Annotated in this window: 18 protein-coding genes; 11 read left to right on the top strand and 7 right to left on the bottom strand. The window is 58.8% G+C overall.

What is annotated here, in order from left to right:
* Nucleotides 1-26 precede the first annotated feature (26 nt).
* The 5 genes from ACYZT5_RS08580 to ACYZT5_RS08560 all read left to right on the top strand — a co-directional run bounded on the left by ACYZT5_RS08580 (nt 27) and on the right by ACYZT5_RS08560 (nt 6,571).
* Nucleotides 27-3,518, top strand: coding sequence for a response regulator (locus ACYZT5_RS08580; protein WP_462050706.1), 3,492 nt, complete (start codon nt 27-29; stop codon nt 3,516-3,518).
* Nucleotides 3,518-4,351, top strand: a complete 834-nt coding sequence (locus ACYZT5_RS08575) for a CheR family methyltransferase (protein WP_462050705.1) — start codon at nt 3,518-3,520, stop codon at nt 4,349-4,351. Before ACYZT5_RS08580 ends, ACYZT5_RS08575 begins: the two co-directional genes overlap by 1 nt.
* Nucleotides 4,348-4,941 carry a chemotaxis protein CheB gene (locus ACYZT5_RS08570; RefSeq protein WP_462050704.1) on the top strand — a complete coding sequence of 198 codons (594 nt, stop codon included), beginning with the start codon at nt 4,348-4,350 and terminating at the stop codon, nt 4,939-4,941. The genes ACYZT5_RS08575 and ACYZT5_RS08570 overlap by 4 nt, the downstream gene beginning before the upstream one ends.
* Nucleotides 4,935-6,116 carry a hybrid sensor histidine kinase/response regulator gene (locus ACYZT5_RS08565; RefSeq protein WP_462050703.1) on the top strand — a complete coding sequence of 394 codons (1,182 nt, stop codon included), beginning with the start codon at nt 4,935-4,937 and terminating at the stop codon, nt 6,114-6,116. Before ACYZT5_RS08570 ends, ACYZT5_RS08565 begins: the two co-directional genes overlap by 7 nt.
* 77 nt (nt 6,117-6,193) lie before the next feature.
* Nucleotides 6,194-6,571: a response regulator gene (locus tag ACYZT5_RS08560; RefSeq protein WP_008146959.1), complete on the top strand. Its 378-nt coding sequence runs from the start codon at nt 6,194-6,196 to the stop codon at nt 6,569-6,571.
* A 96-nt stretch (nt 6,572-6,667) separates the two neighbouring features.
* Here ACYZT5_RS08560 and ACYZT5_RS08555 read toward each other — a convergent pair whose 3' ends face one another.
* From ACYZT5_RS08555 to ACYZT5_RS08545, 3 genes are all read right to left on the bottom strand, one after another.
* Nucleotides 6,668-8,320 carry an ATP-binding protein gene (locus tag ACYZT5_RS08555; RefSeq protein ID WP_462052217.1) on the bottom strand — a complete coding sequence of 551 codons (1,653 nt, stop codon included), beginning with the start codon at nt 8,318-8,320 and terminating at the stop codon, nt 6,668-6,670.
* 14 nt (nt 8,321-8,334) lie between these two features.
* Entirely contained in the window at nt 8,335-9,837 is a 1,503-nt protein-coding gene (locus ACYZT5_RS08550) for an ATPase domain-containing protein (protein WP_462050702.1), read from the bottom strand.
* Nucleotides 9,838-9,952: 115 nt separating this feature from the next.
* Nucleotides 9,953-11,008, bottom strand: coding sequence for a tetratricopeptide repeat protein (locus ACYZT5_RS08545; RefSeq protein ID WP_462050701.1), 1,056 nt, complete (start codon nt 11,006-11,008; stop codon nt 9,953-9,955).
* A gap of 216 nt (nt 11,009-11,224) precedes the next feature.
* On the opposite strand from ACYZT5_RS08545, the gene ACYZT5_RS08540 reads away from it, so the two are divergent.
* The 3 genes from ACYZT5_RS08540 to ACYZT5_RS08530 are packed head-to-tail and all read left to right on the top strand — an operon-like array spanning nt 11,225 to nt 14,520.
* Nucleotides 11,225-13,360 (top strand): FUSC family protein, encoded by a 2,136-nt coding sequence (locus ACYZT5_RS08540; RefSeq protein ID WP_462050700.1) that lies wholly within the window; start codon nt 11,225-11,227, stop codon nt 13,358-13,360.
* On the top strand, nt 13,350-13,550 hold the full coding sequence (locus ACYZT5_RS08535) for a DUF1656 domain-containing protein (RefSeq protein ID WP_462050699.1): 201 nt from the start codon (nt 13,350-13,352) through the stop codon (nt 13,548-13,550). The genes ACYZT5_RS08540 and ACYZT5_RS08535 overlap by 11 nt, the downstream gene beginning before the upstream one ends.
* Before the next feature lie 4 nt (nt 13,551-13,554).
* Entirely contained in the window at nt 13,555-14,520 is a 966-nt protein-coding gene (locus ACYZT5_RS08530) for an HlyD family efflux transporter periplasmic adaptor subunit (RefSeq protein WP_462050698.1), read from the top strand.
* A gap of 114 nt (nt 14,521-14,634) precedes the next feature.
* Here ACYZT5_RS08530 and ACYZT5_RS08525 read toward each other — a convergent pair whose 3' ends face one another.
* From ACYZT5_RS08525 to ACYZT5_RS08510, 4 genes are all read right to left on the bottom strand, one after another.
* Nucleotides 14,635-16,056, bottom strand: coding sequence for an efflux transporter outer membrane subunit (locus ACYZT5_RS08525; protein WP_462050696.1), 1,422 nt, complete (start codon nt 16,054-16,056; stop codon nt 14,635-14,637).
* Complete coding sequence (locus tag ACYZT5_RS08520; protein WP_462050694.1) at nt 16,053-19,232, bottom strand: efflux RND transporter permease subunit; 3,180 nt, start codon at nt 19,230-19,232, stop codon at nt 16,053-16,055. Before ACYZT5_RS08520 ends, ACYZT5_RS08525 begins: the two co-directional genes overlap by 4 nt.
* 12 nt (nt 19,233-19,244) lie before the next feature.
* Entirely contained in the window at nt 19,245-20,498 is a 1,254-nt protein-coding gene (mexE, locus tag ACYZT5_RS08515) for a multidrug efflux RND transporter periplasmic adaptor subunit MexE (RefSeq protein WP_462050693.1), read from the bottom strand.
* A 323-nt stretch (nt 20,499-20,821) separates the two neighbouring features.
* The gene (locus ACYZT5_RS08510; RefSeq protein WP_462050692.1) at nt 20,822-21,739 is read right to left on the bottom strand and encodes a LysR family transcriptional regulator; all 918 of its coding nucleotides are present in this window, start codon (nt 21,737-21,739) and stop codon (nt 20,822-20,824) included.
* A 268-nt stretch (nt 21,740-22,007) separates the two neighbouring features.
* On the opposite strand from ACYZT5_RS08510, the gene ACYZT5_RS08505 reads away from it, so the two are divergent.
* The 3 genes from ACYZT5_RS08505 (at nt 22,008) to ACYZT5_RS08495 (ending at nt 25,101) form a co-directional block, all read left to right on the top strand.
* Nucleotides 22,008-23,030: a zinc-dependent alcohol dehydrogenase family protein gene (locus ACYZT5_RS08505; protein ID WP_462050691.1), complete on the top strand. Its 1,023-nt coding sequence runs from the start codon at nt 22,008-22,010 to the stop codon at nt 23,028-23,030.
* A 204-nt stretch (nt 23,031-23,234) separates the two neighbouring features.
* On the top strand, nt 23,235-23,498 hold the full coding sequence (locus ACYZT5_RS08500; RefSeq protein ID WP_462050690.1) for a hypothetical protein: 264 nt from the start codon (nt 23,235-23,237) through the stop codon (nt 23,496-23,498).
* 112 nt (nt 23,499-23,610) lie between these two features.
* A complete protein-coding gene (locus ACYZT5_RS08495) occupies nt 23,611-25,101 on the top strand; it encodes a hypothetical protein (RefSeq protein ID WP_462050689.1) in 1,491 nt (496 codons plus the stop codon).
* Nucleotides 25,102-25,153: the final 52 nt, after the last annotated feature.

Raw genomic sequence — 25,153 nt, 5'->3', positions numbered from 1 at the left:
TTTCAACAGTTCGACAAGGCTCCCCCATGACATCCGCGTCTTCGGTTGATGAGCAACGATTCCGTAAACTCCTGAGCCGCAACGTCAGCCTGCCGTTGGGTGTCGGCGTGCTCAGTGCAGTGTTCTTTGTTTCGCTGATCACTTACCTGCTGTCGGTGATCCAATGGGTCGAGCACACCGACCGGGTGATCAATAACGCCAATGAAGCGATCAAGCTGACCGTCGATCTGGAAACCGGTATGCGCGGCTTCCTGCTCACTGGCAACGAGCAGTTCCTGGAACCCTACGAGACGGCCAAGCCGCGAATCACTGTCGCCCTCAGGACCTTGCTCGAACTGACCGCGGACAACCCGGTGCAGACCGACCGCCTGCACCGGCTCCAGGCCTTGCAGGATGAGTGGGCCACTTACGCAAAAACCATGATCGATTTGCAACACGCCAGCGGCGACTACCGCGGCGCGGTCAAGGCCGGGCGCGGCAAGCGGCTGACCGATGAGATTCGCAAGCAATTCGAAGACGTGATCGACATGGAGCAGCAGTTGCGCACCACGCGCAACGAGGAAGTGCGCCGCACCACGATCTGGAGCATCAGCCTTTATCTGTTGTTCATCGCCGGTATCAGCGCATTGCTGGCCTACATGGGCCGTCGGGATTTGCTCAACCTTTCGCAAAGTTACAGCGTTAACCTCACCGCGCAACAAGCCAGCGCCCATCGTCTGGAACAGCAGGCCTGGCTGCGCAATGGTCAAACTGAGCTGGCCGAGCAAGTGCTGGGGCAACTGTCGCTTAATCTGCTGGGCCGCAACATTTTGCAATTTTGTGCGCAGTACCTTGGCACGGCCGTGGCGGCTATTTATGTCCGTGAAGAACACGGTGGCCTCAAACGCATTGCATCCTACGGTTTCTCCCGCGAGCAGGAAGCACTTGAGCAGCAGATTTACAGCGACGAAGGCATTGTCGGCCAAGTAGCGAGCCAGGCTCGCTTTATCCGTCTCGATGACGTACCGAGTGATTACTTCAAGGTCAGCTCCGGCCTGGGCGAAGGTCTGCCGCATAGCGTGCTGGTCGTGCCGACCAGTGACGACGATCGGGTCAACGGTGTGATCGAACTGGGCTTCTTGCGCCCGCTGACTGACCGCGATGTCGAATTGCTTGAACTGATTGCCGGCAACATCGGCACGTCCATCGAGGCCGCTCGCTATCGCCAGCGCTTACAGGAAGTGCTGGCCGAAACCCAGCAGCTCAATGAAGAGCTGCAAGTTCAGCAGGAAGAACTCAAGACCGCCAACGAAGAGCTGGAAGAACAGTCGCGGATTCTCAAGGAGTCCCAGGCGCACCTGGAGACCCAGCAGGTCGAGCTTGAACAAACCAATGATCAGCTCGCCGAGCAGGCCGGGATCCTGGCCGAACAGCGCGACGCGATGGACCTGAAGAATACCGAACTCAATCAGGCCCAGATTCAACTCGAAGAACGCGCCGAAGAGTTGCAGCGCTCGAGCAAGTACAAGTCTGAATTCCTCGCCAACATGTCCCACGAGTTGCGCACGCCGCTGAACAGCTCGTTGATCCTGGCCAAGTTGCTGGCGCAAAACCCTCAGGAAAACCTCAGCGCCGAGCAGGTCATGTTTGCCGAGTCGATCTACTCTGCCGGCAATGATTTGCTCAACTTGATCAACGACATTCTCGACATTTCCAAGGTTGAGGCCGGCAAGCTCGAGATGCGACCGGAGAACACCAGTGTCGCGCGTCTGGTGGATGGCTTGCGCGGGATGTTCCAGCCATTGGCTGCCGACAAGAAGCTGGATTTTCAGGTCGAGGTGCAGGCCGGTGCGCCGATGATGATCTTCACCGACCGCCAGCGCCTGGAGCAGGTCATCAAGAACCTGCTGTCCAACGCAGTGAAATTCACCGAAAAAGGCACCGTCAGCCTGACAGTCGCCAGCCAGCCCGGCGACGGTATCGCCTTCATCATTCGCGATTCGGGGATTGGCATTGCCGAGGATCAGCAGGAAAGCATTTTCGAAGCCTTCCGCCAAGCCGATGGCACCACCAATCGCCGTTACGGCGGCACCGGCCTGGGCTTGTCGATTTCCCGTGACCTGGCCGCCTTGCTGGGCGGTTCCATCAGTGTCACCAGCGAACCGGGGCAGGGCAGCGTGTTCACGCTGGTTTTGCCGCAGCAATACGTTGAACCGGGCGAAGAGCCTGTCGAGCCGATGAGAGCCACGCCGGTTGCCATTACGCCGGGAATGCCGACCGCCGCGCTGGTGCCGCTGATTGCCGACGTTGATATTCCGCGTTTCGACGACGATCGCACCAAGGCGCCATTCACCGCTCGGTGCATTCTGGTGGTGGAAGACGAGCCGAACTTTGCGCATATCCTTTACGACCTGGCGCATGAACTGGGTTATCACTGCCTGGTGGCCCACGGTGCCGACGAAGGCTACGAGTTGGCCACAGAGTTCATCCCCGACGCCATTCTGCTGGACATGCGTCTGCCGGACCATTCCGGGTTGACCGTGTTGCAACGCCTGAAGGAACACGCTGAAACCCGGCACATTCCGGTGCATGTGATTTCGGTGGAAGACCGGGTCGAGGCCGCGATGCACATGGGCGCCATCGGGTATGCGGTCAAACCGACCACTCGCGAAGAACTCAAGGACGTGTTTGCCCGCCTTGAAGCCAAGCTGACCCAGAAGGTCAAACGCATCCTGCTGGTCGAAGACGATGATTTGCAGCGCGACAGCATTGCCCGGCTGATCGGCGATGAGGATGTCGAGATCACTGCCGTTGGCTTGGCACAAGATGCCCTGAACCTGCTGCGCACGACGATTTTCGACTGCATGATCATCGACCTGAAGCTGCCGGACATGCTCGGCAACGACCTGCTCAAGCGCATGTCCACCGAAGATATCTGCTCGTTCCCACCGGTGATCGTCTACACCGGGCGCAACCTGACCCGGGACGAAGAGGCCGACCTGCGCAAGTATTCGCGCTCGATCATCATCAAGGGTGCGCGCTCGCCCGAGCGTTTGCTGGATGAGGTGACACTCTTCCTGCACAAAGTCGAATCCAAGTTGTCCCATGAACGGCAGAGGATGCTCAAGACCGCGCGCAGCCGCGACAAGGTTTTCGAGGGTCGCAAGGTGCTGCTGGTGGACGACGATGTACGCAACATCTTCGCCCTCACCAGTGCCCTGGAGCAAAAAGGCGCAGTCGTGGTCATCGGTCGAAACGGCCGTGAAGCGATTGAAAAGCTGAATGAAGTCGAGGACATCGATCTGGTGTTGATGGACGTGATGATGCCGGAGATGGATGGCTACGAAGCCACCATCGAGATCCGCAAGGACCCGCGCTGGCGCAAGCTGCCGATCATTGCGGTGACGGCCAAGGCCATGAAGGACGATCAGGAGCGCTGCCTGCAAGCGGGCTCCAATGATTACCTGGCCAAGCCCATCGACCTGGATCGCCTGTTCTCGCTGATTCGCGTGTGGTTACCGAAGATGGAACGCATTTAGTGGAACGCAATTATTCAGTGGAGCGAAATAGCGAAATCGAATTGCGCTTGTTGGTCGAGGCGATCTACCTCAAATACAGCTATGACTTTCGCGACTACTCCGGCGCTTCGATCAAGCGTCGGGTCAATCACGCGTTGAGCCAGTTCGAGTGCAATACCATTTCGGCGTTGCAGGAAAAGGTCCTGCACGACCCGACGGCGTTCATGCAATTGCTGCAATTGCTGACGATCCCGGTCAGCGAAATGTTTCGTGACCCTTCGCATTTCCTGGCGATCCGTCAGGAAGTGGTGCCACTGCTCAAGACTTACCCCTCGATCAAGATCTGGATCGCCGGTTGCAGCACGGGTGAAGAGGTCTATTCGATGGCCATTCTGCTGCGCGAAGAAGGCTTGCTCGATCGCACCATCATTTACGCCACCGACATCAATCCACGCTCGCTGGATAAAGCCAAGCAAGGGATTTTCTCCATGGAGAATGTCCGCGCCTACACTCATAACTACCAGCAGGCAGGTGGCCAGTGTTCGTTCGCCGACTACTACACGGCGGCCTACGGTTACGCCATTTTCGACAAGACGCTGTGTGAGAACGTGACCTTCGCCGATCACAGCCTGGCGACCGACAGTGTCTTTTCAGAAACTCAATTAATTTCGTGTCGTAATGTTTTGATTTATTTCAATAAAAAGCTTCAGGATCGTGCGTTTGGTTTGTTCCATGAATCCCTTTGTCATCGTGGATTCCTGGTGCTGGGCAGCAAGGAAACACCGGATTTTTCTGCCTACGGGAACCAGTTCGAACCGTTGGTCAAACAAGAACGGATTTACCGCAAATCATGAACAGTGCAGCGGATTTGCCTTCTATAGAGGCTATCGTGATCGGCGCCTCGGCCGGCGGTGTCGAGGCGCTGCTGAATATCCTCAGCCCACTGCGAGAAGGCTTCAAGCTGCCGATCATCGTGGTTCTGCACCTCCCTGACGAGCGTCGCAGCCAACTGGCCGAGGTGTTCGCCCGGCGAGTATCCATGCCAGTACTGGAAGCCCGCGACAAGACGCTGGTCGAAGCAGGAACGCTGTATTTCGCGACACCGGGTTATCACTTGTCGGTGGAGCAGGACCGCAGTTTTTCCTTGAGCCTGGAAGCCCGCGTGCATTATTCGCGTCCGGCCATCGATTACCTGTTCGAGTCGGCCGCCGATGCCTATGGTTCAGCCCTGGCCGCGGTGTTGTTGACCGGTGCCAACCGCGATGGCGCCCGCGGTCTGGCCCAGGTCAAATACCGTGGCGGCATGACCATCGTCCAGGACCCGGACGAAGCCCAGGTTGCAATCATGCCCCAAGCTGCACTGGATATGCACCAGCCAGACCACATCCTCCCTATACGCGGCATCGGCCGTCTGCTTGTCGAGCTGGAACGAATCGCATGCTAAGTACTATCCAAGCCAAACTGCTGATCGTCGACGATCTGCCGGAGAACCTGTTGGCGCTCGAAGCGCTGATCAAGCGCGAAGACCGCATCGTCTACAAAGCCTTGTCCGCCGACGAAGCCTTGTCGCTGTTGCTGCAACACGAATTCGCCATGGCCATTCTCGACGTGCAGATGCCCGGCATGAATGGTTTTGAGCTGGCCGAGTTGATGCGCGGCACGGAAAAGACCAAGAACATCCCGATTGTGTTTGTCAGTGCGGGCGGCCGTGAGCTGAACTACGCGTTCAAGGGCTACGAAAGCGGCGCGGTGGATTTCCTCTACAAGCCTCTGGATATCCACGCGGTCAAGAGCAAGGTCAATGTCTTCGTCGAACTGTTTCGCCAAAGTAAGGCGATGAAACACCAGGTCGAAGAGCTGGAGCAGAGTCGCCGTGAGCAGGAAGCGCTGCTCAAGCAGTTACAAAGTACCCAGCTGGAACTGGAGCAAGCGGTGCGCATGCGCGATGACTTCATGTCCATCGTTGCCCACGAAGTCCGCACGCCGCTCAATGGCCTGATCCTCGAAACCCAGTTGCGCAAGATGCACCTGGCCCGGGATAACGCCGCGGCGTTCGCGCTGGATAAAATGCACGCGATGGTCGATCGCGACGAGCGGCAGATCAAAAGCCTGATCCGCCTGATCGAAGACATGCTCGATGTGTCGCGAATTCGTACCGGCAAGTTGTCGATCCGACCGACGCGCTTCGATCTGTCGGCGCTGGTTCGCGACTTGTTGCAGAACTTCGCACCGCAGATCGATGCTGCCGAATCCTCGGTAACGCTCGACGCCGAGCAACCGGTCGTGGGCAACTGGGACGAATTTCGCATTGAACAGGTGGTCTCCAACCTGCTGACCAATGCTTTACGATACGGCGCCAAGAGTCCGATCACCGTTAAGGTGTACAGTGAGAGCGGTCAGGCTCGGGTGGAAGTGCGTGATCTTGGGATTGGCATCGGCGAAGAAAACCAGAAGCGTATTTTCCAGCAGTTCGAACGAGTCACGGTCAAACACGCTGTCGCGGGGTTGGGCCTTGGATTGTTTATTTCCGAGCAGATTGTGGCCGCCCATGGCGGTTCCATTACCGTCGAAAGCCGGATTGGCGAAGGCGCCTTGTTTCGCGTTTGTCTGCCGCTGTAGGAAAACAGCCAGATAAACGCAACCTCTGATCGACCCCACGGTCGTATCAGCAGCTATTGACCGAACAAAGGCTTCCCATGAGTGAAGATGCACAAGACGTCGTATTGATCGTCGAAGATGACCCCTCGATTTTGATGGTGCTGTCGGCCTATCTGTCGGGTGAGGGCTACCGGGTGTTGCAGGCCGAAAACGGCGAGCAGGCCTTCGAAATTCTGTCGAGCAAACCCCACCTGGACATGATGATCACCGACTTCCGCCTGCCGGGCGGAATTTCTGGCGTCCAGATTGCTGAACCTGCCGTGAAGCTGCGACCGGAGCTCAAGGTGATCTTTATCAGCGGTTATCCGCAGGAGATCCGCGAGACGGACAGCCCGATCACCCGTAAGGCGCCGATCCTGGCCAAGCCGTTCGATCTGGATGTATTGCAAGAGCTTATGCAGGAAATGCTGTCGTAAGGCCCTTTGTAGGAGCGAAGCTTGCTCGCGAAGAACGATAACTCGGTGTGTCAGAACTTACGCCTTCGCGAGCAAGCTTCGCTCCTACAGGGGCATTCAAATCCGGATCATCTCCCGCACTTTCGCCGTCAATAGGTCGAAGGTGAATGGCTTGGTGATCATCTGCATGCCTGGGTCAAGGAACCCGCCGCGCACAGCCGCGTGCTCGGCGTACCCGGTGATGAACAATACCTTGAGCTCAGGCCGGTACTGCCGGCCGATTTCCGCCAGTTGCCGGCCATTCATGCCCGGTAACCCGACGTCGCTGATCAACAGATCGATACGCTGCGCGGAATCGAGAATGGGCACCGCGCTGTCGGCATCGCCTGCCTCGACGAAGGCATAACCCAGCTCACTCAATACCGTGCTGACCAACACCCGCACCGCCGGATCATCCTCGACGATCAGCACCGTTTCGCCGTTCTGTGCGAAGGGGGCGTGCTGGACGTCTACCGGGCTGTCCTGAGGCAGGGCACCGCCGAAACGTGGCAGAAACAGACTCACCGTCGTGCCTTCGCCCACTTCACTGTGAATGGCGACGTGGCCGCGCGATTGTTTGCTGAAACCATAAATCATCGACAGTCCGAGGCCTGTGCCCTGACCGATTGGCTTGGTGGTAAAGAACGGGTCAAACGCTCGGTTGATGGTGCTTTGCGGCATGCCACACCCGGTGTCGGTGACGCTCAGCTCTACGTAATCGCCCGGTTGAAGGTTGCTCTGGACCTCGGTGTAGCCAATGTCCAGATGCTGATTGCTGGTTTTCACCACCAGTTTGCCGCCGTCGGGCATCGCATCCCGAGCATTGATCACCAGATTGAGCAGGGCGCTTTCCAATTGGTTGGGATCAGCCTCGGCCACCCAGAGTTGTTCGTTCAGCTGCATGTCCAGCTGAATGCTTTCGTTGATGCTGCGTTGCAGCAGTTCGCCCATGGAAACCACCAGAGCGTTCATCTCCACGGGTTTGGAGTCCAGCGACTGACGCCGGGAAAACGCCAGCAGACGGTGGGTCAAGCCAGCCGCGCGGTTGGCTGAGGTCACCCCCAGGTCGATAAGACTGTCCAGGTCTTCGATGCGCCCACGCGCCAGACGCCGGCGCAACAACTCCAGGCTGCCGATGATGCCGGTCAGCATGTTGTTGAAGTCGTGGGCAATGCCGCCGGTGAGCTGGCCGACCGCTTCCATTTTCTGCGATTGGCGCAGGGCTTCTTCATTGTGTCGCAGCTGGGCGGTGCGTTCCTCGACCTGCTGTTCAAGCGTTTCGAGGGTGTTTTGCAATCGCAGTTCGCTTTGACTCAAATCGATCAGCCGGTCCCTGGCTTCGTACTGTCGTCGACGTCCGCGCAACGCGGTGGTCACCAGGCTGATCAACGTAACCGGGTGAAAAGGGCGCTCAAGAAAGGTCACGTTCCCCAACTGTGGGCCGTAGCGCGACGCCGGGTTTTGTTCCGGGCCACCATGGTAGGTCATCAAAACAATGGGGAGGTCGGACCAGGCCGGCTGTTGCTCGATCAGAGCGAACAGCGGTTCAAGATCACCACCCAACAAGGCCTCGGAAGAGATCAGCAGCAATCCTGCCCCTTGCTCCAGCTCGCTGCACAACGCCACCAGGTCCCGAGTAATCACCCCGTCGTAACCCGCTTCGTTGAGCATCATCAGCGCAATCTGGCTGTCGCGACCCAGCGGCGCGAGAATGATCGCGCGCTCGGACATCGCTTCCTGGGCAATCACGGGCTGCCTTCCTCAAGCAAGGGTTTGCTGGCACCCAGATAAGTAGGGACGCCGCGCAATACGCCCTGAAAGGCATCCAGCGGTTCGCCAATGGTGATGCCCTGAGCGCTGATGCGGTATTCACGAATGGTTGACTCATGGCTGCCCGTGCGTTTCTTGATGATCGAGATCGCCCGGCGAACCTTGCCCAGTGCTTCGAAGTAGCGCAACAGGATGACCGTATCAGCCAGATAGGTGATGTCCACGGGGGCCTGCATGTCACCGACCAGTCCATGCTGGGCGACGGTCATGAAGGTCGCGGCACCGTGGCGATTGAGGTACAACAGCAGCTCGTGCATGTGCAGTACCAGCGCGTTTTCTTCGGGCATCGCCGCCTGATAGCCGTTGATGCTGTCGATCACCACGGTCTTGATATTGCCCTCATCGACGCAGCGACGAACCCGGTAGGAAAACTCTCCGGGAGACAACTCGGCCGCGTCTACTTGCTCGATCAGCAGGTCGCCGGTGTCTTGCAGCGCCTGGAGGTCGATGCCGATGTTCTTCATGCGCTCGAACAGTAACCCGAGCTCTTCATCGAAAATGAACAGCGCGGCTTTTTCGCCTCTAGCCACGGCGGCAGCGGCGAAGATCATCGAGATCAGCGATTTGCCGGTACCGGCCGGGCCAAGGATCAGCGTACTGGACCCGGTCTCGATACCGCCGCCGAGCAAGGCGTCCATTGCCGTGATGCCGCTGGACAATTGCTGGCGGACATAGCGACCGCGATGTTCGGCGGCCACCAGGCGCGGAAATACATGTACGCCGTCACTCATGATGGTGAAGTCGTGATAACCGCCACGGTACTTCTGACCGCGGTATTTCACCACGCGAATCCGTCGACGCTCGGCGCCATAGTTGGGGGTCAGTTCCTCAAGGCGAATGACGCCGTGGGCCACACTGTGCACCGTTTTATCGAGGGATTCGGTGGTCAGGTCGTCCAACAACACCACCGTGGCGTCATAGCGCACGAAGTAGTGTTTGATCGCGAGGATCTGGCGACGGTAGCGCAGCGAGCTTTGGGCCAGCAGACGGATCTCGGAAAGACTGTCGAGCACCACGCGAGTAGGCTTGACCCGTTCGACCACTTCGAAAATCCGCTTGGTGGCTTCGCCCAGTTCAAGGTCCGAGGAATACAACAAACTCTGTTGATGCTCGGCATTGAGCAGGCTTTCCGGGGGCGTCAGCTCGAAGATGTGGATGTTTTCATCCAGCTCCCAGCCGTGGGACAACGCACCCTGCCGCAGCTCGTGCTCGGTTTCCGACAAGGTGATGTACAACGAGCGTTCGCCGGCACGAGCGCCGGCCAACAGGAAATGCAAAGCGACGGTGGTTTTGCCGGTTCCGGGCTCACCCTCCAGTAAAAACACATGGCCGCGGGACAATCCACCGGCCAGGATGTCATCCAGACCTTCGATGCCGGTGGCGGCTTTTGCACTGTTCAACTCGTTAGATGTAGACAAAAAATGCCCTCTCATGACTAGGGGAAACGAGGCAACAGGCCGTAAGTGCCTGATGGACTGCCTGTTCACTTGACCCTTGGCCGAGACGACGAGTTCAACGAAATTTTTGCTGTTGTTAAAGCCCTTGCTGCAACGCAGGGTCGTCGGGATTGAGTTGTTCAAGTTGCGCCAACAGAATCTGCACGTTCTGCAGCTGTCCGCTTTCCTTCCAGTAGTTGATCAGCAATACCCGGGCCTTGCGGTCGGCCGGGTGGCGCTGGACGATCTCCTGCAACTGTTTTTGCGCCGCTTCCAGCTCCTGTTCATCGTGAAGCGTGGTGGCCAGGTCGTAACGGTAGTCCTTGTTATCCGGCTCCAGCTCCACGGCTTTGGAAAGGCCGAGCAGGGCGAATTCACTTTGCCCGTGATGCAGCAGCCAGAGCCCCAGGGCATGTTGCAGGTAGGCTGAATCGGGTTGAGCCTTCAGCTGCTTGGCCAACAACTGCCGAGCGGCATCGTTTTGGCCCTGTCGATCCAGCACTTCGATTTGCATCACCAGCGCGGGCAGGTTGCCGGGCGCAAGACGCAAGGTGTTCTCCAGTGCCTGCCGCGCCTCTTTCAACTCGGCATTGTGCAGATGCAGTCGAGCCAATTGATAGTGGTTGTCTGCGCTCTCCGGCTGACTCTTCAGGTCCTGTTCCCAGGCATCGATGGCTTGTTCCAGCGGCCCGAAGTACAAACCGAGATCGTCCGGCGAAAGCCCCAGCAAGGCGTTGACGGCGGCATAGCGGACGCGCTGTTCGCTGTCATCGAGTAACGGGCCCAGCAGCAGACTGCGCTGACCGCTGGGCACCAGACCGCTGATGCTTTTGATCGCCGCAATGCGTACGTCTGGTGATTCATGCTGCAAGTCCGCATCCGCCAGTTTCAGGGCCACGGAGCTGGGGTAGTTGGGCAGTTCGGCATGCAACCAGATGCGGCGTTTGGCCGATATATCAGGGCGGCCCAATTGCTGATAGAGGACCCGCGCTGCACCCGGTTGGCCTGCGCGCGCCTGGTTCAGCGCTTCGGTGTAGCCACGCTTGATCGCCTCCGGCACTGCGGGGGTTGTGCTGCGCAGGAAAAACCAGGCAAGGCCGATGGCAACCAGGACGCAGAGGCTGATGAGCAGGTAGCGGCGGGACTGGGGCATGCAGGAATCCGGGAGCTGGCAAGCTGTTTTAAGGTTGCCAGCTTCGGTCAGGCAGGGCGGCGAGTCAAACCCAGACTCAGTTCAATACGTTAGTCAGTCGATTCGAGGCAGTCTGGCCTATCAATGATTTTGCCTACAAGCCGCGTCGACATTGAAACCTGTCGAGGCGCCAACGCAGTGACTACGCTTGCTGGAGATGACTCGACGAGCGTTTCCATGCAACCGCTGCTTCAGTACTTCAAAGCGATACTCAACCCCGGGCGCGGAGTGCTGTTGTTCGCCTTGCGAACCATCACGGCCGGGCTGCTGACGTTGTATCTGGCCTTCCTGTTCGACCTTGAGCAGCCCAAGTGGTCAATCATGGCGGTGGTCATCGTCAGCCAGCCATTGGGCGGCATGGCCCTGGCCCGAAGTTTCGGCCAGGTCATCGGCACCACGCTCGGAGCGGTCGTGGCGGTGTTGATCATGGCGATCTTTCCCCAGGCGCCCCTGCCTTTCATCCTCACCCTGGCCTTGTGGCTGGCACTGTGTACCGCCGGCGGTACGTTGTTGCGCTACACCAGTTCCCAGGCATTTGTTCTGAGCGGGTACACGGCGGTGGTCGTGGCGCTGCTGGCGGTGCCCGATCAGGACGGCACGTTCCTGCTGGCCGTCACTCGCGTGACCGAGACGCTTTTGGCGGTGGCTTGCGTGTGCGTGGTCAGCCTGCTCACGGCGCGGCCGGAAGCGGTGGCCCGGGATTACTTCGCCAAGATCGATCAGGTCATCAAGCTGCTTGCGACCCACGCCGCTGCGGTCATTCGAACCGAGGAAAGCGAAGCCGGTTTCCATCGACGGCAGATGCAGCTGCTCGGCGCGATCAGCGCCCTGGAAGGTGTCCGCCGGCATTTGTATTTCGATGCCCCACGGTTGCGCAGCGCCAATGAACTGGTGCAGTTGCTGGGAAATCAGCTGGTGTTGTTGACATCGCGGCTGACGGCTTTGCGTCACCAGCGGGAGTTGCTTTCCGAGCGCTGGAAAGGCGCGTTGCCGGAGGAGATACAGCGTTTGCGCGCCGAAGAACTGGTCTTTCTCGATGAACTGGCCCAGCAGGGACGCTCGCTGTCGACCGAGGCGCGGCACCGTTTTGCGGCGCTGCAACAGCGTTTCGATGACCAGGCCTACAAGGCCGAACAACTCACCGAGACGATGCCTGCCACGCTGCGTTCACTGGCTTGGGCACTGCGCTGGGAGCAGGCACGGATGCTGGAGCAGCTCGGCCAGATTCTCGAACTGAGCGACGCGATCCAGGACGGGCGTGCGGCCAGTAGCATGTTTCGCGGCCAGGACAACCCCTTGCATCTGGACTTCACCCTGGCGGCGATGAACGCGATCCGGGCATTTACCGCGTTGCTGGTGGCCGGCCTGATCTGGATCGAGACCGGTTGGGACGGGGCGCGTGGCGGGATGATCGTGGCAGGAATTCTCTGTTCGCTGATGGCGACTTTTCCGCGACCGTTGCTGGCCAGCCAAAGCTTTGCCAGGGGGCTGGGTCTGGCCTTGGTGGTGTCGGCGCTGTATCTGTTCCTGCTGATACCGATGATCAGTGATTTCGAGTTACTCGCATTGTTGTTGGCCCCCTTGCTGTATGCCGTCGCAGTGGGGCTGTCCAGTCCGCCGACCACTGGCACAGGCATTGGGCTTGGACTAACGACAATGCTGTTGCTGGGCCCGCAAAACACAGAAATCGGCCAAAACAGTGCAATTCAGTGGTTCGAGTTTGCCGGTTCCTATATCTGCGCAGCCACGCTGGCGCTCAGTGTCTACGCCTTGATCTTCCCGTTCAGGCCCGTTTTGCGGATACGCCGGCTGTTCAATGATAACTGCGAGCAGGTCTACGCTTTACTGAAGACGCCAGCCACCGATGAGCAGCAATTTGCGTTTGAAAGCCGCATGGTCGATCGCCTGACCATGATGTTGGGATTATTGCCGGCCACCAACGACAAGGTGTCCAGCGAACTGTTCGAAGTCAGCCTCGGGTGCATGGCTCTGGGTGTGGCTTTGAACCAGCTCAGGCAACAAGGGCAAAGCAACACCTTGCTGAGTACGGAACAACAAAACCGTTTGCTGGCTGCCGTCCGTGAGACGGGGCGATTGATCGCCGGGCGGCCTGGGATTGATCTTGAGCAGCTGCTCGCCAACCTGCGTGTCTTGGGCGATGAAATGGACGACTTACATTTAGACGTTCATGAACACCTGTGGTCGGTATTCCGGATGCGTGTGGCACTGCTGATCGTGGTGTCGTTTCTGGAGCGACATCGCAAATACTTTCAGCCCGCAGAAACGGAAGGAGTACCGACCCTTGCCCATTGATTTTGAATTGGGTGGCGTCTACTTGCCGCCAATCGCCCAGGCACTGCTGCTGGCCTTGCCGATTTACCTGCTGCTGGACTGGATCTTGCGCCGCTTTGGCGTGCTGCAGTTCGTCTGGCATGAAGCCTTGTTCGAAGGCGCGTTGTACGCCTGCGTTTGCGCAACGCTGATCCTGGTGATGGGAGCTTGATGTCTTGAAGAAGATCCTTGCCCGACTCGTGACTGTGGCGGTGGTACTGCTGGCCTTCGTGCTCGGCTGGTTTGCCTGGGAACATTACACCCGCGCGCCCTGGACCCGGGATGCACGGGTGCGTGCCGATGTGGTGACGTTGTCCGCCGATGTCTCGGGGCGCATCGTCGGCCTGGGCGTCCAGGACAACCAGCATGTGGAGAAAGGCCAGTTGTTGCTGGAGATCGACCCGGCGCGCTATATCCTCGCGGTGGAGCATGCCAAGCGCTCGGTGGAAGTGGCGAAAGCCACTCTGGGTCAGTCCGAGGCAACGATTGTCGCCAGTGAAGCGCTACTCCGGCAGCGCCAGAGTGAAGAACGCCGACGGCGCACGCTCAAGCAGCGGCTCGCAATTTCTGGCGAAGAATGGGAAAAATCCAGCACGGAAGTGGCGGTGGCGCAGGCCGAGTTGCTGCGCAACCAGGCCAACCTCGGTTTGGCCCAAGCCAACGTGCAATTGGCAATTGCCGCATTGACCCAGGCCGAACTGGACTTGCAGCGCACCCGGGTCGAAGCGCCCGTCAGGGGTTACGTCACCAACCTGCTGACCCGTCAGGGTGATTATGCTGCGGCCGGTGGCGCGCTGTTGGCACTGGTGGACAGCGACTCGTTTTATGTCAGCGGCTACTTTGAAGAAACCAAGCTGCCGCGAATCGAGGAGGGTGACCGGGTCAGGATCGAATTGATGAGCGGCGAAACCTTCGGCGGCACAGTGCAAAGCATAGCCTTCGCCATTGCTGACCGGGAGAACTTACCGGGCGGTCGCCTGCTGGCCAACATCAACCCCAGTTACACCTGGGTCAAACTGGCGCAACGGGTGCCGGTGCGGATACAGATCGACGCCGATTACGCCGCCAAAAACCGACTGCGTGCCGGGACCACGGCCACCGTGACGGTCCAGGAAAACCGCGAGACTCAAGAACACCGCTAACCTTTTGTGATTCACACTGCCTTCTGGACAGGCAAAAAAAAGCCCCGCGACCGAATGAGGCACAGGGCAAAAGAATTGGTTGGTTGCGGCCAACCAAAGGAGCTCGTTAAAACCTTACTTGCTGGCGACCGTCTCTGGTTGCCAGCCACCGCCGAGGGCTTTGTAAATCGCGACAATGCCGCGGTACAGATCGACTTCGGCCTGGGCCTGGGTGTCTTCAGCCGCCAGGCGCTCACGCTGGGCGTCGAGCAGGACGAGGAAGTCCGCCGTGCCTTCGCGGTAGCGAATGTCGGCCAGGTCGGCCGCGGCGCGACTGGATTCGCTCTGACGAATCAGCGAGATCAGGCGTTGTTGACGTTTGCCGTAGTCGCTAAAGGCGTTTTCCGACTCTTCCAACGCCAACAGTACTTGCTGCTCGTAGGTCGCCAGGGCGCCTTCGGCATCAGCATCGGCGCCACGTAAACGGGCACGTACGCTGCCAAGGTCGAACGCAGCCCAGGTAATACTTGGGCCCAGCGCCCAGGCGTTGGCCGCCGAGGAGCCGATTTGTGAACCACGCCCGGCGGTGAAGCCCAGGAAGCCGCTGAGGCTGACCCGTGGAAACAAATCAGCCTTGGCCACGCCGATACGGGCAGTGGCGGAAGCCAGTTTGCGCTCGGCGCTGAGAATGTCCGGGCGACGTTGCAGCAGTTCACCCGGATCACCGATTGGCAGGGCCTTGGCGATCGCCGGCAAATCTTTTGGACTCAGGTTGACGGTCAGCTTGTCCGGACGTTCACCCAGCAGGGTGGCGATGCGGTTTTTCTGCCGAACCTGTTCGGCCTGCAGTTGCGGCACGCTGGCTTCGACAGACGCCAGGCGTGCATCGGCGCGGACCACATCGAGCTGATCGCCGACGCCGGCATCACGCAGGCTTTCGGTGATCTTGCGCGATTCCTGCTGGTTGTTCAGGTTGGCCAGCGCGATCTTTTCCCGCAGCTGCGCTCCGCGCAGTTGACCGTAAGCGTCCACCAGTTCGGCAATCATGGAGACTTGCAGTTGGTACAGATCGGCTTCGAGCGCCTGCTGTTCGGCGTCGGCGGATTCCAGGTTGCGCTGGATACGGCCAAACAGGTCGATTTCCCACGCCATGTCCAGGCCCAGATCGTAGCGTTCGCTGTTAACCCGTTTCGTGGTCTGGCCAGGGATCTGACCCTTGGCCAAGTCACTGCTGGCCCGGCTGGTGATGGTCGGCATGGCGTCATTGCTGGCGTCGTCGCGAATCGCCCGCGCCGCTTTCCAGCGGGCGAAGGCCACGCGCAAATCACGGTTGCCTTGCAGCGATTGAGTCACCAACTGGTTGAGCGTCGGGTCTTCAAACTGCTGCCACCAGATGCCTTCGAAACGCGAGCGGTCGAAGTTCTTCTGACCGGCGCTGCCATCGGTGGCGGTCGTAATGTTGGCCGGTTCAGTGGCTGGAGTCTTGTAGTCCGGCCCGACGGCACAGGCACTCAGGGCCAGTACCAGAAGGCTCGGCAGGAAGGCTTTCAGGCTCATTGTTGCGCCTCCAGTTTCAGGGCCTTGGCCGCTTTGCGCTTTTCACCGCGCTCCACAAAGTTACGAATCAATACGTAGAACACTGGCGTCAGCAACAGACCGAAGAAGGTCACCCCGAGCATCCCGGAGAACACCGCCACACCCATGGCATGACGCATTTCGGCACCGGCACCGCTGGAGAAGACCAGAGGCACAACACCCATGATGAACGCGAAGGAGGTCATCAGAATCGGCCGCAGACGCAGACGGCAGGCTTCGAGCACCGCCGCCAGCGGATTCAAGCCTTCTTCCTGTTTATCCTTGGCAAACTCGACGATCAGAATCGCGTTCTTACAGGCAAGCCCCACCAGTACGATCAAGCCGATCTGGGTGAAGATGTTGTTGTCGCCACCCGAGGCAATCACACCGGTGATGGCCGACAGCAGGGTCATCGGTACGATCAGGATCACCGCCAGTGGCAGGCTCCAGCTTTCGTACTGTGCCGCGAGTACCAGGAACGCCAGCAGTACGCAGAGCGGGAACACGAACAGCGCAGTGTTGCCGGACAGAATCTGCTGGTAGGTCAGGTCGGTCCACTCGTAGGTCATGCCGTTCGGGAGTTCTTCCTTGAGCAGTTTCTCGATGGCTTTTTCGGCCTGGCCGGAGCTGTAGCCGGGGGCGGCTGCACCGTTGATTTCAGCGGTGATGAAGCCGTTGTAGTGCATCACGCGGTCCGGGCCCGAGGTGTCGCTGACCTTGATGAAGGTCGCCAGCGGGATCATCTCGCCTTTGTTGTTACGCACTTTCAGCTGACCGATCTGGTCCGGTTCGAGACGGAACTGTTGCTCGGCCTGAACGTTGACCTGATAGGTACGACCGAAGCGGTTGAAGTCGTTGGCATACAGCGAACCCAGATAGATCTGCAGGGTGTCGAAGATGTCGCTGACGGCCACGCCATGAGTCTTGGCTTTTTCCCGGTCGATAGCGGCATCGACCTGCGGCACATTCACGGTGTAGCTGGTGAACAGGGCGGCCAGTTCCGGCACGTTGTGGCTTTTGTTGATGATGTTCATGGTTTCTTTGTACAGCTCGTCATAGCCCAGGTTGCCCCGGTCTTCGATCTGCAGGCGGAAACCACCGATGGTGCCCAGGCCTTGTACGGGCGGCGGCGGGAAGATCGCCATGTAGGCTTCTTGAATCCCGGCGAACTTGCCGTTCAATGCACCGGCAATTGCACCAGCAGACATGCTCGGGTCTTTGCGCTCGTCGAAAGGTTTCAGGGTCACGAACACGATGCCGGCGTTAGGGCTGTTGGTGAAGCCGTTGATCGACAGTCCAGGGAAGGCCACCGCACTTTCCACGCCAGGCTGTTTCAGGGCCAGGTCGGACATGCGTTTGATCACGTCTTCGGTACGGTCCAGGCTCGAGGCATCCGGCAGTTGAGCGAAGGCCACCAGGTATTGCTTATCCTGGCCGGGTACGAAACCGGTCGGGGTGTTGGCGAAACCGAAGAAGGTCAGCACCATCAGGCCTGCGTACAACAGCAAGGCGATACCGCTGCTGCGGATAACCCGGCCCACGGTGCCGACATAGCCGTGGCTGGCCTTGTCAAAGAAGCGGTTGAACGGACGGAACAGCCATCCACCGAAGATCTTGTCGAGGACCTTGGAGAACCGGTCCTTCGGCGCGTCATGGCTTTTGAGCAACACAGCAGCCAGGGCAGGCGACAGGGTCAGCGAGTTGAATGCCGAGATCACGGTCGAGATCGCAATGGTCAGGGCGAATTGCTTGTAGAACTGCCCGGTCAATCCGGAGATGAAGGCTGCCGGGATAAACACCGCACACAGCACCAGCGCCGTCGCGATGATCGGACCGGTCACTTCACGCATGGCCCGTTTGGTTGCTTCGACCGGTGTGAGCCCCAATCCGATATTTCGCTCGACGTTTTCCACCACCACGATGGCGTCGTCCACCACGATACCGATGGCCAACACCAGGCCGAACAGTGACAGGGCGTTCAGCGAGAACCCGAACAGGTGCATCACGGCAAACGTACCGATCAGCGAAACCGGCACCGCCACCAATGGAATGATCGAGGCGCGCCAGGTCTGCAGGAACAGGATCACCACCAGAACAACAAGGATCAGCGCTTCGAAGAGGGTATGAACCACCGCCTCGATGGAGCCGCGCACGAAGATCGTCGGGTCATAGACGATGCTGAAGTCCATGCCTTCCGGGAAGCTCTTCTTCAGTTCGGCCATTTTCGCGCGAACTTCGTTGGAGATCTCGATTGCGTTGGAACCCGGACGCTGGAAGATCGGGATCGCTACCGCCGGTTGGTTGTTCAGCAGGGAGCGCAGGGCGTACTGGCTGGAACCCAGCTCAACCCGAGCGATGTCTTTCAGGCGCGTGATTTCACCGTTGTCGCCGGAGCGAATGATGATGTTCTCGAACTCTTCTTCAGAAACCAGACGGCCTTGCGTGTTGACCGACAGCTGGAACGCGGTGGCATTCGGTGCAGGAGGTGCACCCAACGCGCCGGCAGCCACCTGACGGTTCTGTTCACGGATGGCGGTCACGACGTCAGTGGCGGTCAGATTGCGCGAAGCGGTCTTGTTCGGATCGAGCCAGACTCGCAGCGAGTAATCGCCCATGCCGAACAACTGCACGTCACCGACACCGCCCAGACGCGCCAGCTCATCCTTGATGTTGAGCAAGGCGTAGTTGGACAGGTAGAGCATGTCGTAGCGTTTGTCCGGCGAGGTCAAGTGCACAACCATGGTCAGGTCGGGCGAAGCCTTGTCGACGGTGATACCGATGCGCGTCACTTCTTCTGGAAGTTTCGGTTCGGTCCGGGTCACACGGTTCTGGACCTGTACCTGTGCGTTGTCCAGGTCGGTACCCAGTGCAAAGGTGATGGTCAGGGTGATCTTGCCGTCAGCGGTGGATTGCGAGGACATGTACAGCATGTTCTCGACGCCGGTAATGGCTTGCTCCAGCGGAGCTGCCACGGTTTCACCGATGACTTTTGGGTTGGCGCCCGGGAAGTTGGCACGAACCACAACGGTCGGTGGCACGACTTCCGGGTATTCGCTGATCGGCAACTGGAACAGCGAGATGGCGCCGGCGATCAGGATCAGCAGCGAAAGCACCGCTGCGAAGATCGGCCGTGAAATGAAGAATTGGGAAAAATTCATCGTAGGGATCCCTTAACCGCGTGGTGTCGCAGCAGCCAGTTTCACAACCGAACCCGGCGCGACCTTGGCAGGCGCGACTTGGGGCAGGTTGCTGGCTTCCAGCGCTTGTCGTTGTTGAGCCAGAGCGGCGAGGGTTTGTTCGCTGGCCATCGGAATCACTTCTGGCGTGACCGGCGAGCCAGGGCGAACCCGTTGCAGACCCTTGACGATGACGGTGTCGTCCTTGTTCAGGCCGCTGCGCACGATGCGCAAGCCTTCGATTTTCGGACCCAGCTCGACCGAGCGATACGCCGTCTTGTTGTCGGCATCCATCACCAGCACGAACTTTTTACCCAGGTCGGTACCGACCGCTTCGTCATTGATCAGCACGGCGGAATAGGTGCCGCTGCCGACCAGTTTCAAGCGTGCATACAGGCCCGGGGTGTAGGCGCCATCGCTGTTGTCGAACACCGCACGACCGCGAATGGTGCCGGTCTTCGGGTTGACCTGGTTGTCGACGAAGTTCATCACACCCTGGTGCGGATTGCCGTCTTCATTGGACAGGCCAAGGTACACCGGCGTGGTCGCGCCGCGTTTACCCTGACGAGCGAGTTGGGTGTATTTGAGGAATACACGCTCGTCGGCGTCGAAGTAGGCGTAGACCTTATCGGTGGAAACCACACTGGTCAGCGCGGTGGTATCGGCGGTGACCAGGTTGCCGGCGGTGATTTCCGCACGGCTGACGCGACCACTGATGGGCGCAGTAACACGGGTGAAACTCAGGTTCAGTTTGGCCAGGTCCAGTTGTGCCTGGAGGGCACCGACGGCAGCGCGTGCTTCTTGTGAAGCGCTGGTACGCGAATCGGCCAGTTCGGCGGAAATCGCATTACTGGTGCGCAGACGCTCACCGCGTTGGGCTTCATTTTCGCTGCGGGTGGCGTTGGCGCGGGACTGGGCAACCAGGGCTTCGAGGCGGCGAACCTCGGCCTGGAATGGACGAGGGTCAATCTGGAACAGCAGGTCGCCTTTCTTGACCAATGCGCCTTCAGTGAAGGCCACTTCATCGATCTGGCCGGAGACCCGTGGACGAATTTCTACGGTTTCCGGCGCTTCGAGGCGCCCGGTGAATTCGTCCCATTCATTGACCGGTTGTTCCAGCACCTTGGCCACGCTGACTTTGGCTGCGGGCATAGTGGCGGCCGTGTCCGGAGTCTTGCCGCAGGCGCTCATCACCAGCACGGCCAACAGGGCCAACGGGAAGCGCAAATGTTTGAGTGATTGTTCCATGGATGCATCCGCCAATGTATTGAGAATGGACGGATGATGCTCGGCGAGGATGTATCTCACGAATCGAATGAGGCAAAGGTAACTATCATTCGGAATGATATAAGGCTCGGGCAAGCTCTCTAGCGTGCACCTTTCGTTAGGCGGCTATCAATTAGATTGATGACAATTCAGTGTTGCAGGTAATGCAAAGAACTGGCTTGAAACCGGGTCGCGGCCATCGCGGGCAAGCCACGCTCCCACAGGGGGTTTAGTTAACACCACAAATCCCTGTGGGAGCGAGGCTTGCCCGCGAAGGGGCCATCAGCCCCAACACAAAGTCAGTGTCAGGCCAGACTATCTGGATCCCCAAAAAACATTTGAATCCTGGATCTAAGCCAACGCTCCCCCGGGTCATTGTCCTGCGACCCACGCCAGGCCATGTGCAACTCAAAGCTACGTACCGGTAACGGTGGTTCTTCAGCCCGCACACCGCCGGCCGCCGTCAACGCTTCAGCCGTGTAATCAGGCACGGTCGCGACAATATCAGTCCCGCTGATGAGCGTGCTGAGTCCGTTGAACTGCGGCACCGCGAGCACCACATGTCGTTTGCGCCCGAGCTTTTCCAGCTCTTCATCTATAAAGCCGCTCAGGTCGCCTGCGAAGGACACCAGTGCATGAGGGCGCGCGCAGAAATCATCCAGGCTCAATGGCCCCGGTACCGTGTCGGCCCGCAATAGCTTCGGCATGCTGCGGCGCAGTACCTTGCGTTTGGCGTTGGCCGGCAGGTCGGCGGTGTAGCTGACGCCGATGGAAATCTCGCCCGAGGCCAGCAGGCTCGGCATCAGGATATAGTTGGCCCGACGCACCACCAGCACGATCCCCGGTGATTCGGCGCGCAGACGCTTGAGCAGCATCGGCAGCAGGGCGAATTCGACATCGTCCGATAGACCGATGCGAAACACCGCCGTGCTGGTGGCTGGGTCGAATTCCGCTGCACGGCTGACCGCGGTGGAAATCGAATCCAGTGCAGGCGAGAGCAGGGCGAAGATTTCCACCGCCCGGGCGGACGGTTCCATGCTGCGGCCGGTACGCACGAACAATGGATCATCGAACAACCCGCGCAGGCGCGAGAGTGCCGCACTGATGGCCGGCTGGCCGAGGAACAATTTCTCCGCAGCGCGGGTCACGCTGCGTTCGTGCATCAATGTTTCGAAAACGATCAACAGGTTCAGGTCGACACGACGCAGGTCATTACGATTCATCTGGAGTCCTGGCAGAGTCATCAAGCTTGACGAAAGCGGCCATATGAGAACAATGGCCGGCATGAATATTACGGGCAAAGGCTGCTACTCTGCACCGAGTAATTCAGTTTTCCTGAAAAGGCTGCTTCGGTTTTCACGGCATTTGACGATGTCGCCGGCGCTGCGGAATCAATGACAGGCATGTCGACTATTAATAGCCACTGATAGTCTTGGGTAGAAAGCCCAGATAGAGTTCAGGGCATTAGAGGTTTCTTTGACGAGGTTTGCGATGTCCCGCACGATCCGTTTTCACAAGTTTGGTCCAGCCGAGGTGCTCAAATGCGAAGAGCATGCGGCCGCTCTCCCTGCGCCGGGCGAAGTGCAGGTGCGTGTCGAGGCGATCGGCATCAGCTGGTACGACATTCTCTGGCGCCAGAACCTGGCCTCATCACACGCTCGTCTGCCTTCAGGCCTTGGCCATGAAATGTCCGGCGTTGTTACGGCGGTCGGCGATGGCGTCGATGACCTGGCAGTGGGTGACAAAGTCGCCAGCTTTCCGGCGGAAAGCCCTAACGACTATCCGGTCTACGGCGAGCAGATCGTTCTGCCGCGCTCGGCACTCACCCGTTACCCGGACGTGCTCAGCCCGATCGAAGCCAGCGTGCATTACACGCCGCTGCTGATCGCCTACTTTGCTTATGTCGATCTGGCACGGGTCAAACCCGGGCAATTCGCCCTGGTGACCGACGCCAGTCACTGTGCCGGACCTTCGTTCGTACAGCTGGGCAAAGCACTTGGCGTGCGAGTGATTGCCGCGACCAAGACGGCGGAAGAGCGTGAGAACCTGCTGTCTTTGGGTGCTGAAAAAGTCATCGTCACTGAAGAACAGGATCTGCTGATGCAGATCAACAAGATCACCGATAACCGTGGCGTGGACGTGGTGTTCGATGGTCTCGGCGGTCCACAGATGTCATTGCTTGGCGATGTGCTTGCACCTCGCGGTAGTCTGGTGCTGTACGGCCTGCAAGGTGGCAACCAGACGCCATTCCCGGCCTGCGCAGCGTTTCAGAAGAACATTCAGTTCTTTGTGCACTGCATCGGCAACTTCACCGGCAAGCCGGAGCTGGGCATCATCCAGGACCAGGTCGCACTGCAACGTGCCTTGCGCGACATTAACCAGATGACCGCCGACCGTGTGCTGCTGCCGCTCAAGACTCGGGTCTTCCCGTTTGCCGAGTTTGTCGAAGCTCACCGCTACATGGACGAATGCCCATGCCGCGAACGGGTCGCCCTCCAGGTCCAACCTGCATAAGCCCTTTAGAGACGCCCCTTTGCAAGAGTCCGTGCCCCCCCACGGACTCTTTTGCATGTGTCATCTGCCATAAATGAGACCTTCCATTGACCGGTCAATGGGGCAGTTCAGCAACTGAACTGGTTTTTGCTCTCAATCTGTATCTTCTAATCATCATATAAGCCTTGATAATTGAATGATTACTTTCATCTCAAGGAATGAGTCATGGCTGGGTATCAGGTCGATACTTTTCAATACACACTGTTAAACAATATTCGACAAATAGTTCGTCGTGGCGTAATTGCCAACAAAACAGGGGCGACTTCTTTCTTTATTTCTTGTGCTAAATGTCTGTGGGACGCTGTCGGACATTTCCTAGGATGTCGCGCGCAGCCGCTAGAGGCCCGCTCTGCCGGGCCTCGCGGCACGTTGTCTCTGGCCGGATCACGGGTGACTTTCAAATATTTCAAATATTTACAAAAAGCTTAAGTGCTAGCATTTGGTAATAACGTCCAGTACTTCAATCGTGGCAAGCAATCCATTGCACCGGGCATGTCGTTGTTAGCGCGATATCGAACTTACAAGCATCAGGTAAATAAAGATGACCCATATCCATGATCAAGCGATGAACTATGTCTATCAGCAAGTGCTGCAGCGATTGTTGAGTTTTTTCTCTCGCGCCGAACGCACCGCATTGCAGCTTATGATTCAGCGCCTAGTAGTAGCGGCCGGGGGCATGGAGCGTATTGGCGACTTCAAGGTCCTGGCGATTCAGTCCGGGTCCCGCGACAGTTGCTACACGCTGGCGCTGCTGCGCGCCGCACAACTGAGTATCGCTGCTCGGGCGCCAGCGACGTTCCGGTTGCGAGTAGCCTCCTTGCGTTTGAACGGCGCAAGCTCGACGGCCCTGGCAAATATCCATCGCAGCTACAGCGCCTTGTTCCTCTACGACGATCCTCGGGTCGACGTGTTGATGGTCGATAACCGGGAAGTCCTGCCGTTCAGCCACCTGACACCGATCTCCGAAGCCGGCTGTGAGTCAAATCGGCTCAATCTTTTGATGATTGGCCATCGTCGCGCCTGTAATGGGCCGCTTGATCTGTGGGACGACGGGTACCTGGCCACCGGTGAGTTCTATGGGCAAATTGCTCGTTGGGACCGCGGTGTCGATGCATTGGTCAGTAGCGACACGCCTCGCCAGCAGAAACAGTTTCTCGACGGATTGAAACGTGCTGCCGCCAAGGCCGGGCTCAAGGCCTCGAATCACCACGAAAGCAGTTACGAGGAGCTATTCGCGCTGCTCGATGAGTTGGGTAGCGACTGCTACCGCGCTTTTTATGCTGAGCATGACCAGGCAATGTGGCGTCCGGCCGAGCAATTTGAGGCGTGTCGCCGCGCCACGTACATCGATATTCACGACATGCTGGTCAGCAACCTCGAAGAGCGCTGGCCACTGCTCACCGAGTTTCTTGGTTTTCAATCTGATGAGCCGGCGGCACAGCTCAGCGACAGCGAATACGTCAGCTTTTCTATCTGCGCACACGTTCGGGGTTTGCAGTCGTGCTTCGTGCACGGCCGGAGCTACGAGACGGGTGTTGCCGAATACCTGCAACGGGCGTTGGTGATGATGCGCCGCAAACGACTAGCGGAACGGTTGTGCGAACAAGCGGTGGAGGCGTTTGGCAACCCGGCAACGTGGGCCGAGCAGCGAATATTGGCAGCGGCCGAGGCGCAAAAAAACCTTGGCCTGAGCGAAGCTCAACTGGTGTGCCTGCTCTATTCACCGTTTGTCGAGAATGGCGCGGCGCTTGAGCGTTTTCTGCGTCAGTGCCACCCCGGCATGCTCGTGGCGATGCCTGATTTGCACCGGGCAATGCAGGGCAATCCGGTGCCAGAGCAGGTTCTGCAATGGCTAACCGACGTCAGCGGGTTGCCTGTCAACCTGATCGGAAAGCTTTACCGCATGGGTCCAGTGTCTGCGGATGAGGGTAGGGCAGGCGCCCCGGAATTCGGCGGCGAAGGTTTGCAAACCGAAGCATCTGAATGTGATGACGACACGGCTTTGGCGGATGAATGGTCCGCGGGGCGCTGAAAGTGCCTGGTTTGACGGACTTCTTGACGATGCATGATGACGTTCACACGGC

Source organism: Pseudomonas sp. LB3P14 (genome assembly GCF_054898045.1).
The sequence above is the reverse complement of the archived record's forward strand: the minus strand, read 5'-3'. Positions and strand labels throughout refer to the sequence as shown.